We start from the raw sequence: 8953 nt of genomic DNA on the forward strand, positions 1-8953 counted from the left end.
CGAAAAACCGTTTGCGAATTTTCAGCGCATCACGATAATGTCCCATGAGAAACCCATCCCCCTTAGAGGACCTGAACAGATGACCGGGAAGACCGAGACCGAGAAGAAGACCCCCGCCCTCCTGAACGCCTATTACGGGACCGTAGACCCGGCCTCGATCGAGACCCGTCAGGACAAGAGCAAGAAGGACTACCTGGTCGCCAAGCTGGACGTACACGGGCCCGAGAAGACGGTCGACCTCTACATCCGCGGCAAGGCGATGGAGGCGTTCCGCGCCAAGGTCGAGGCGGGCGGGCAGATCTTCGTCCAGGGCGAGAGCCTGGCCAAGGGGAAGGGGCTCTCCGTCTCCACCCTGGAGCCCAAGACCTACGAGGCGACGATCAGCAAGATCCACGGGTCCGGCTCGAACGAGTACGGGGACTGGACCGCGGCGAAGATCGCCATCGACGGGATGGAGAGGGAGCGCAACGTGATGCTGTCCGGCGCGGACGCGCGCGCCGCCAGCGCGGCCGGCGCGGGCGGGAAGATCACCTTCCAGGGGGCCTGGAAGCCGGAGAAGAACGAGGAGAACGGGAACTGGTACTCGCGCCTCGTCTCCGCCTCCTCCCTCGAGCCGCGCGGCGCGGAGGCGCCCACCCCGACCCCCTGATCCCGGCCCTGATCCGGAAAAGAGAAGGCCCCTCGCGGGGCCTTTTTCGCATCTACCAGGCCGGTTCCGGGTCCGGCTCCGGCGCCAGCCGGACCTCGATGATCCGAACCCTCTCCGGTTCGAATACCGCGATATGATCATCCGGCTCAAACGCGCCCGCCGGGGTGTCCGCGATGTCCCGGATGATCACCCCGTCATGCCCGGCCCCTCGCGCCGCCCGCAGGACCGCGCCGAGATCCGTAACAACCGCACGGGACGTCCCGTCCACCTCCAGCGGGCTCCTGAGGGCGACCTCGCACAGGAGGACCCGAGCGCCGGCCGGAACCGCCTGAAGCGCGCGGGTTTCGATCTCCTCCGCCTCGAGGTAGAGCCGCTCGGACAGGTCATGCGCCCCGCGGCGCGACGCCCGCTCCGCCCGCGCCAGGAGCTCCGCGACCCGCGCCTCATGCGCCGCCTGGTCCGGGATCAGCTTGCGCGCGGCGCTCTCCGCATAGGCCCAGGCGGTCCCCTCCCGCATCGCGAGGAAGAGGGCGGCGCGGGACGCCTCGTTCGGGTTCGCGAAACCGAGCCAGTCCGGATCGAACCGGTCGAACGCCTGGTTCGTCCCGTGCCAGGCGAGGAGCCGCATCAGGAGGGCTCCGGGACCGGGTCCGGCGCGAGCGCCAGCTCCGCCATCCGGAGCGCCCCCTCCCGGGTCCGGGCCACCGCCATGAATCGGGCCCGGTGGCAGAAGACCGCGCCCCCCACCCCTGAGGCCTCGGAAAGCGCCTCCCCCTCAAGACCGGCCCAGGCCTCAGGCAGGTCCAGCCGTCTCACGAAGGAGCCCGGCGTCACGCTGACGGTGGAGACGACCCAGTCCGTTTTTCGCGGATGGACCACGAGACGGATATGGTCCGCCCCTGAACGGCTGATCGTCTCCCCGAACGGGGCGCCGCGGGGCAGCTCAAGGATCGGTGACCCCCAGGAGGCATCGATCGCCCCCCTCACCTCCCGGTCCGCCCTGAGCGTCGCCTCGGCACTTAGGGCGCGGTTCTCCAGAAGGGTCGCCGCGAGCCTTACGGCCGCGTCAAAACCGGACCGCTCCGCCTCAGGGGACGGGTCGTCAAAGGCCGGGTTCAGGTCCTCGATCAGCATCGGCAGGGTCAGGTCGGCCGCGGCCCCCAGCTGTGCCGGGTCGAGCCTGCCGTTATCCAGAAGATCGATCCCCCGGACCAGGCTCTCGTCCACAGAGGCGGCCACCCGGTCGATCAGCGACGGGTCCGTTCCGATCTGGCGCAGATAGGGGGCCGCGTATCTGGCCCAGATCAGGCCGAAGGCGCTATAGGGGTCCCCGTTGGGCCGGGTCGGTGCGCCCGGCTGATGGTGGTCGAACCGGCGGCGCGCCGGTTCATATACGCCGCCGACATCATAGATGATATCCGGAGAGAACGGGTCCTGAACGAGCCCCTGATCCCGGGTACGTACCACCTCCGCCTCCGGGAAAAGCCGGGTCAGGACCGCGGTCGCCAGGACCTCATCGGCGTGAAACCGACCGTCATGGGTGATGAGCCGCCTCACCTCGCGCGCGCCGGTCATGCCGCCTCCGGTCCGGCGCAGGCCGGCTCATGAGGGCCGAACGGGTCGATCACCCGAAACGGACGGCTCGCGGCGATCGCCGCGGTGTTGTCCGGCGAGGCGGATACCCGCTGAAGTCCGGCGAGCGGGGAGAGGTGACGGGCACGCCCCTCGCACTGCTCGCGCATCCGGGACATCCTCTCCCCGTCCATATCCGGGTCGAACCCGATCTCGACCCCCTCGGGAAGGCGCCAGCCGGTGGAGGCGGCGCGCGCGTCCGCGACCACGTCCATCCCCATCTCAAGGGCGAGCATCGCCTCGAGCACGTCCTTCCCGCTCAGGAGGAGGCGCGGCGCGTCCCCGTCCGGCCTGGTCAGGGCCCGCACCTGACGCCGCATCCCCTCCGGGGTGGCGCAAAACATGATCCTGCTCATAACAAACTCTCTTGTTCTTTTTCGTCAAACCGGTTCCGGGCCGGTCTCCTGCTCGAGGAGGCCCGCCTTGGCGTAAAACTCAGCCGGGTCCCCGGTCAGGGCGAGCCGGCCCCTCGTGAAGGCGGCCGCCTCCGCAGCGGACCCGGTCTCGTCGAGCCAGAGCAGGAAGCACTCCTTCCCGACCGCGATCTCGTGATGGACCTCGAACACCTTCGGCCCCTTGTCCCGGTCCGCCTTCGTCTTCGGGATCATCGACCGGAACCGGTCCAGGATGTCCCGCTCCACCCCGGCCCAGGCGGCGCGAACCTCCCGGTTAAGCCCTGGATCCGCGGCGAGGCGCTGTCGCATCCGCTCCTCGAACCCGTCCGCCCGGTAGCGGGCCTGCTCCGTCCGGCGATAGAGGACCGCCGCGGTCATGAGCTCCTCGGGCCAGTCCGCCCGCCCCGTCATTATGTGTTCAGACACGTCCCGCCCCCCGAAAGCCCCATAAGACCCATATAGCCAGACTCTTCGAATTTTGCGAAAATCTGAAACGATAAATCGCCCTTCCCGTTTTCACCGATCCGGGACATCCTGCCCCTGAAGGAGACCCGACCCATGTCCAAGCCCGGCCCCGGCCCGTTCGGCTATTACGTCAACCTCGATGAGCGGGGGGACTTCTACGCGGACGTCCGGAACCCATCCGGGGAGACGATCTTCGAGATCCACGCCGAGGAGGACGGGTCGATCGGTCTGATCGATGACGGGTTCATGCGTCACAAGACGGACCTCGGCGGGCTGCGTGACCATCTGGCCGAGCTGGGCCTGATCGGCCCGGACGCGGAGCTGCTCCCCTCCGACCGGTTCGAGGCCCGCCTCGACGCCGACCCTGAAGACCCCGAACCCTGAGAGGCCGCGCCCATGTTCTTCCCCTTTGCGAAAGATGAACCCGAACCGCCCGTCGTCACCCTGTCGATCCCGAACGGGCTTCAGGAGAGGTTCCTCGATCAGCTGCGTCTCGCCTATCGGGTGAGCAACAAGAGCGGGTCCGGCCCCGAGGAGATCGGGATCCGTATCGCCGCGGACGGCGGGGTCGCGACCCTCTCCTACCCGAAGGGGGGCGCGGCGGGGGACCTGGTCCTGCTCGCCGCTGCCCGGACCGACGCGGGGCTGATCGCCCCGGCCGCCGAGGGGGTCGAGAACCGCCGGAACGACCCGATGTCCCACGTCTACCGGGGCGCCTGGGTGGATCACCTCCTGGCCGGAGGGCACCCGGCGGACCTCGCCGCCTTCAGCAAGCACGAGCATGCCCGGCTCGAAAAGGCCGGCCTCGCCGCGCTCAGCCTGGTTGCGGGGGGCGAGACGGATCAGGGCGCCTGGGTGCGGGTCACCGGCCGTGACGCCTCCCTCCTCGCGACCCGGCTCGGCGAGACCGCCGTGTCCCGCTGGATCGAGAACCGGTTCGACCGGCCCTCGGAGGCGGGGGAGGCGATGCCGGATTTCTACCTCCTGGTCGATGACCCGGGCGCGCCGACGCGGGCCCATGTGACCCTGGCGGCCGCGCGCGAGGGCGATCTCGAGGCGGGCCTGGAGGTCCGGATGATCGCGCCCGCCGGTCACGCGACCGGCTACCGGAACGACAGCCCCTACCCGGAGTTCGCCGAGGCGATCGAGACGCTCCGGCGGGTCGAGGGGCTCGCGCTCCGGCCGAACTGGATGGGGCGGGAGCTCGACCCGACCCGGGAGGACCCGTCCGAGGACGGGCCCGGCATGTGAGGAGGGGGACATGAGCACGCTTGAGCTGCGCGGGGCGCGCAAACCGGGATACCGGAGCCTCTGCCGTCGCCATCACGACCTGGGCGGGGTCGACTACGAATATGTCGCCATGCTCCCGGACCGGACCGCCCAGGCGCTCCTTGACGGGGGAACATTGCGGGTCCGCCTGCGCGAGGACGCGAGGCCGGACCAGGCCTGCTGGCGCCTCGACGTCCTCCTGAACGGAGAGGTCTTCGAGGGGACCTTCCTGTCGGACGACGGGTTCAGGCTCCTGACCGAGCGGGATGACCGGTTCCCGGTCCGGATTGAAGGGGGTGAGCTCACCCTGCGAAAACATGACCTGATCATGGCGCGCCACGCGCTGGAGCGGGCGGAGGCGGCCGTGCACGCGGCCCGGGACCGGGTCAGCACGCTCGCGCTCGAGGTGCTCGGGATGACGGGGGCGGAGACGGAGCTCCGCCTTGCGACCGGGGACGGGAAATATGAGGTGGTCCTGAGCGGGGGGGACGCCTACGCGACCCGGCACGGGGAGCGCTGGCGCGACCTCACGGGCGCGCCGCTGACCGTGGCCCTCGCCCGGGAGCTCAAGGGGTGTCGCGACGCGATCACCGCCCTCGGCGGGGACCCGCTGGCCCCGGGCCGGACCCCGGCCCATTACGGGGCGGAGCGGGACCTGCTGCGCCTCACCCTGACGGACGGGTCCGAGCTGGTCCAGGACGCGGAGGGCCGTTTCACCGCGACCCGGGACGGGGTCGAGCTGCCCGGGCTGACGGGGGACAAGCTGACCCTCACCCTCGCCTATGAGCTGGAGGGGGCGCGCGCCGCCCTGGCGCAGCTCAGGCCGGACACGACCCCTGAACCGACCGGGCCGGCCGAGACGCCCGAGCCCTGATGCGAAAATCTATGAAGGACACGCTCTCATGATCACCGCCCCGCTCAGCACGCCCCGTACCGGGCATCTCCTCTTCTCCGAGAAGCTCTGCCTCATGGTCCGGGTCAGCAAGGTCTCGCATGACGGGTTCTCCTTCCACGTCCTGAACGGAGCCTGGGACGGGGTGGTCCGCAACGGGGAGGTCCTGATCGGGGACCCCTCCTTCGGCTGGGCGGCCCCCCTGAACACGGACGGGGGCGAGACCGGGGAGGCGCCGGACCCCCGTCTGGGCCCGAGCGACTTCGTCCAGGTCCTCTCCGTGACCCGGCGCGAATATGACGCCTGGTACATGGCTGCGGCGGTCGGGGCCGAAAAGCTGATCAACCGGCCCGTCACCGCGGCCCCGGTCCTCACCGAGGGGCCGGACGATGAGGCGGATGAGGAGGAGGAGCGGCCGGACCCGGTCTATGAGGTGACCTTGCGCCTGACCGTCCTCGGCCAGGGGGAGAGCGCCCGGGAGCTCGAGAACTGGGTCGCGGGGCTCAGCCTCGAGGACCTCGCCCGGGAGCTTGACGAGGGGGAGCTGATCGGCGCCTCCCAGGTGATCGGCACCTCCGAGGTCCCGCCCGAGGACCTGCGCGCCCGCCTCGAGGAGGTCGGGAATGACGGGTCCTTCTTCGAGCGGGTCGGCGCCGCGGGCAAGCCGGTCCCGATCGCGACCCGGATCAGCGATCTGCGCGACCAGCAGGGCTGGACCGACGGGAGCATGGAGCACCTCGCCGCCGCCTTCATCCGGGAGGCGGGGCTGGAGCGGGCGTTCCTCGCCCATCTTGAGCGGCAGGCGGCGATGGAGAACGGGTATTCGGACGAGCCGGAGATCATGTGATGGGCCGGTGCGTCTATCGGCTCTCGAACACGACCGACCCGGAGGAGCGGCTTGAGGACGCGGTCCTCGCCAAGGCGCTGCATGACGCGCTCGGGCCCGGCCTCACCCTGCTCGATCCGGAGGCGAAGTTCCCGGAGGGGGGGCTTCATCTCGGCCGGGCGCGCCGGAACGAGCGGATCCCCTCCCCGCTCTCCCCGGACCAGATCCCCTACTGGGAGGACCCGGCCTTCCTCCGCTTCACGGCACGGGACTGGGGCCATTACGACCTGGAGGGGGCCGAGGAGGCGGTCGCCCGGCTGCACAAGGAGGGGCGGGACGCGGTGGTGAAGTCCACCCTCGGCGCGAAACACCTGGTGACCGGCGTGCCGCGCGGCACCTCGCTCGGCGAGGCGCTTGACGCGATGGTCTACTCCTTCTGTGATCGCCCCCCGTGCCTCCTGGTGCAGGAGCGGGTCGACATGCGCTTCGAGCGCCGGTTCCTCTTCCTCGACGGGGAGCTGCTGACCCAGTCCGCGGTCGGGTCCCACCTGACCCCGATGAGCCGGGTCTGGGAGGCGGGGGCCGGGGCGGATTTCGAGGACCTGCACCTCGAGACCCCCGGATCGCGCCGGCTCATCCACAACCCGGCCCTCACCGCACGGATGACCGCGCGGGCGCTCGAGATCGCGGCCGCCTCCGAGCACGCGACCTTCTGCATGGACCTCTGCCTGATCGGGGAGGATGCGGCCTGCGGGCGGATCGAGCCGATCGAGTGGAACCCGTTCCAGCCGGGTCAGCTCGGCCTCTACGGCTGCGACCCGCGACGGATCGCGGAGGGGGTTCGGGCGCATCTCGAGGCGAACCCGGACCTCTACCAGGGGGCCCCGACGGCCCCTCCCGAACAACCCGCCCCCGCGGGGGCCGACCTGGACTGGACCGATTTCGATGCGTGAACGGGGACGGATGACGACGGGACGGCTCGCCGGGATGATCGAGAACGAGGGGGTCCCGCTCTGGGAGCTCGACCAGGCGTTCTGGGCGCGTGAGCGCGGGGTGGATTACCCGCTCACCCATTATGATCTCGAGACCTGGGAGGAGAGCGTCCGGGAGGGGGACCCGGCGGCCCGGGCAGTCAGCGATACCGGCGACCTCCTCCGGCTGATCGAGGACCGCTATCCAGGGCACCGGCTGGACCTGCGCGCCGAGGGCGGGCGGGCACGCATCTCCCTTCTGATCACGGAGACCCGGGACGGGAAGCTCCCGATCGGGGTGGCGGGGGAGTACCAGGGGGAGGCGCCCCCGTCCCGGCTCGGGCGCGCGATCGCGCTGGCCACGGTCCGGGCGGACGGGCTGGCCCGGGGCCTCGATCTGCGCCTCAAAGCGGTCGCGGGGCTCGCGAAGCGGGCCCCGCCCTACGCGGACTGGCCGGTGGAGGAGATCTCCACCGGCCGCTGGGGCGCGGTGCATCACGGGCTCCGGCTCCTCTGCGCGACCGCGAACAGCCCGGAGGGGGCCGCGCGCCACGCCACGATGAACCACAAGGGGGATTACGGGCTCCTCCTCTGCCGCGAGCGGTATGAGACGCTCGCCCCCCAGGCTGGCCTCCCAGATCAACCGGCCCGGACTCTCGCGCAGGACGACTCTGGCGGACCAGAATTTTAAGAAGGAAACCTACATGTCAGATTGGATTGATAGCCTGGCCTATGAAGGGCACACCCTCGATCCTCATGAGAGACTGGAACGGTCGGAACGACTCTCCCTGCGTATCAGGATGATCTGGCATCGGATGGGACCGGGGTACCCCCTGACAACACGGCAGATCGCAACTTTGCTCCCGAAAGACCTGGCCAAAAGGTTCGATGATCGGACTCACCTCTACAAGAGCATCTCCGCCCTGATGCGGCACGCGGTCAATCGCGGGGAGTTCATCGGACAGGACGGGGAGTACGAGAAGCTTGCGGAAGTCCGCCCCCCGGCGGCCGGAATCCCGAAAAAGGACCGGACCGCCTGGATGTACCGGGTCGTGGACCGGTGCATGTGCGAGGGTGTCCTGGACCCGGATCAGATCCGCAACGAGGTCCCGCCCGCCCTGAACCGGGCCTACAGGACCCCGGAGGCGGTCACAGGGGCTATCTTGGAGGTCCAACGGCGGATCTTCTGCGCGGATACAGGGTCCTATCAGGCCTCCGCGATGGAGGTCCTGGGGATCCCCACGCAACATAGCCTCACCGGATATGAGGTCCAGGAGATCCTGAGAGCGATCAGGCGCGGCGAGATCGAGATCGATCGGGGCTTAGCGGATCAATTCCGGTTGCGGATTGAGTTCTACCCGGGCGGGGATTTCGACCCGTCCGAGGTCAGTTTCATAGAGAATCTCGGCAGCCATGAGGCCGCCCAGATCGCCTATCTGGAAGCGCGGGACGCGTCCGGACTCGACCTGCGCCGGTTCCTGCCCGGGGAGGTGTTCGACCACACCGGGGAGCACGTGGCCCGGATCTCCTATGACGGCCGGCTCTGGGCGCCGGACCCGCTCACCACGGGCGGCACCCCGCTCGCCGAGGCCCCGGTGAGGCGGGATCCGGAGGACGTGCTCGTATGGATGGTCGGGACCCGCGACTCCGTCCTTCAGGACGCCTACACGGCCGGCCCGGACAACGCCCCGGACCTGCTGAAGCTCGCGATGCGGGAGGGGGAGATCCTGATCGGGAAGGACCGCCGCGGCGAGGTCCGGGTGGTCCGGGAGATGGGCCCGGACGGCTGCGTCGACCTGCCCGGCGGGCTTGACGCCCTGCGCGCGGACGACGCCCCGGAGCCCTGACCGATCG

The 8953-nt window shown here is 69.9% G+C and carries 12 protein-coding genes; 8 read left to right on the top strand and 4 right to left on the bottom strand.

All coding sequences use genetic code 11. From position 1 onward, the window contains the following. The first annotated feature begins 79 nt into the window (after window positions 1-79). Window positions 80-649, top strand: a complete 570-nt coding sequence (locus tag C8N34_RS03005) for a hypothetical protein (protein WP_108127594.1) — start codon at window positions 80-82, stop codon at window positions 647-649. Between the two features lie 52 nt (window positions 650-701). On the opposite strand, the gene C8N34_RS03010 is transcribed toward C8N34_RS03005, so the two are convergent. Genes C8N34_RS03010 through C8N34_RS03025 form a run of 4 tightly spaced genes read right to left on the bottom strand, consistent with a single transcriptional unit; the run spans window position 702 to window position 3102 of the window. Further along, a complete protein-coding gene (locus tag C8N34_RS03010; protein ID WP_145693535.1) occupies window positions 702-1277 on the bottom strand; it encodes a hypothetical protein in 576 nt (191 codons plus the stop codon). Beyond that, window positions 1277-2224: an MYG1 family protein gene (locus C8N34_RS03015; protein WP_108127598.1), complete on the bottom strand. Its 948-nt coding sequence runs from the start codon at window positions 2222-2224 to the stop codon at window positions 1277-1279. The genes C8N34_RS03010 and C8N34_RS03015 overlap by 1 nt, the downstream gene beginning before the upstream one ends. Further along, complete coding sequence (locus tag C8N34_RS03020; RefSeq protein ID WP_108127601.1) at window positions 2221-2637, bottom strand: hypothetical protein; 417 nt, start codon at window positions 2635-2637, stop codon at window positions 2221-2223. Before C8N34_RS03020 ends, C8N34_RS03015 begins: the two co-directional genes overlap by 4 nt. A gap of 24 nt (window positions 2638-2661) precedes the next feature. Continuing rightward, window positions 2662-3102, bottom strand: a complete 441-nt coding sequence (locus C8N34_RS03025; RefSeq protein WP_145693536.1) for a hypothetical protein — start codon at window positions 3100-3102, stop codon at window positions 2662-2664. Window positions 3103-3234: 132 nt separating this feature from the next. Between C8N34_RS03025 and C8N34_RS03030 the strand changes: the two genes are divergently transcribed. The 7 genes from C8N34_RS03030 to C8N34_RS03060 are packed head-to-tail and all read left to right on the top strand — an operon-like array spanning window position 3235 to window position 8946. After that, window positions 3235-3525 carry a hypothetical protein gene (locus C8N34_RS03030; RefSeq protein ID WP_108127605.1) on the top strand — a complete coding sequence of 97 codons (291 nt, stop codon included), beginning with the start codon at window positions 3235-3237 and terminating at the stop codon, window positions 3523-3525. Window positions 3526-3537: 12 nt separating this feature from the next. Continuing rightward, window positions 3538-4392 carry a hypothetical protein gene (locus C8N34_RS03035; RefSeq protein WP_108127607.1) on the top strand — a complete coding sequence of 285 codons (855 nt, stop codon included), beginning with the start codon at window positions 3538-3540 and terminating at the stop codon, window positions 4390-4392. 10 nt (window positions 4393-4402) lie between these two features. Next, entirely contained in the window at window positions 4403-5284 is an 882-nt protein-coding gene (locus C8N34_RS03040; protein ID WP_108127609.1) for a hypothetical protein, read from the top strand. 28 nt (window positions 5285-5312) lie between these two features. Then, window positions 5313-6149, top strand: coding sequence for a hypothetical protein (locus C8N34_RS03045; protein WP_108127611.1), 837 nt, complete (start codon window positions 5313-5315; stop codon window positions 6147-6149). Further along, entirely contained in the window at window positions 6149-7081 is a 933-nt protein-coding gene (locus C8N34_RS03050) for a hypothetical protein (protein WP_108127613.1), read from the top strand. Before C8N34_RS03045 ends, C8N34_RS03050 begins: the two co-directional genes overlap by 1 nt. Before the next feature lie 34 nt (window positions 7082-7115). After that, window positions 7116-7790: a hypothetical protein gene (locus C8N34_RS03055; protein WP_145693537.1), complete on the top strand. Its 675-nt coding sequence runs from the start codon at window positions 7116-7118 to the stop codon at window positions 7788-7790. Window positions 7791-7803: 13 nt separating this feature from the next. Next, a complete protein-coding gene (locus tag C8N34_RS03060; RefSeq protein ID WP_108127617.1) occupies window positions 7804-8946 on the top strand; it encodes a hypothetical protein in 1143 nt (380 codons plus the stop codon). The last annotated feature ends 7 nt before the right edge of the window (window positions 8947-8953 follow it).

The sequence above is a fragment of the Gemmobacter caeni genome (genome assembly GCF_003054195.1).
Classification (GTDB): domain Bacteria; phylum Pseudomonadota; class Alphaproteobacteria; order Rhodobacterales; family Rhodobacteraceae; genus Gemmobacter; species Gemmobacter caeni.

Coding starts and splice junctions, on each gene's coding strand:
- C8N34_RS03005 (WP_108127594.1), top strand. CDS start 80: ATGACCGGGAAGACCGAGACCGAGAAGAAGACCCCCGCCCTCCTGAAC.
- C8N34_RS03010 (WP_145693535.1), bottom strand. CDS start 1,277: ATGCGGCTCCTCGCCTGGCACGGGACGAACCAGGCGTTCGACCGGTTC.
- C8N34_RS03015 (WP_108127598.1), bottom strand. CDS start 2,224: ATGACCGGCGCGCGCGAGGTGAGGCGGCTCATCACCCATGACGGTCGG.
- C8N34_RS03020 (WP_108127601.1), bottom strand. CDS start 2,637: ATGAGCAGGATCATGTTTTGCGCCACCCCGGAGGGGATGCGGCGTCAG.
- C8N34_RS03030 (WP_108127605.1), top strand. CDS start 3,235: ATGTCCAAGCCCGGCCCCGGCCCGTTCGGCTATTACGTCAACCTCGAT.
- C8N34_RS03035 (WP_108127607.1), top strand. CDS start 3,538: ATGTTCTTCCCCTTTGCGAAAGATGAACCCGAACCGCCCGTCGTCACC.
- C8N34_RS03040 (WP_108127609.1), top strand. CDS start 4,403: ATGAGCACGCTTGAGCTGCGCGGGGCGCGCAAACCGGGATACCGGAGC.
- C8N34_RS03045 (WP_108127611.1), top strand. CDS start 5,313: ATGATCACCGCCCCGCTCAGCACGCCCCGTACCGGGCATCTCCTCTTC.
- C8N34_RS03050 (WP_108127613.1), top strand. CDS start 6,149: ATGGGCCGGTGCGTCTATCGGCTCTCGAACACGACCGACCCGGAGGAG.
- C8N34_RS03055 (WP_145693537.1), top strand. CDS start 7,116: ATGATCGAGAACGAGGGGGTCCCGCTCTGGGAGCTCGACCAGGCGTTC.
- C8N34_RS03060 (WP_108127617.1), top strand. CDS start 7,804: ATGTCAGATTGGATTGATAGCCTGGCCTATGAAGGGCACACCCTCGAT.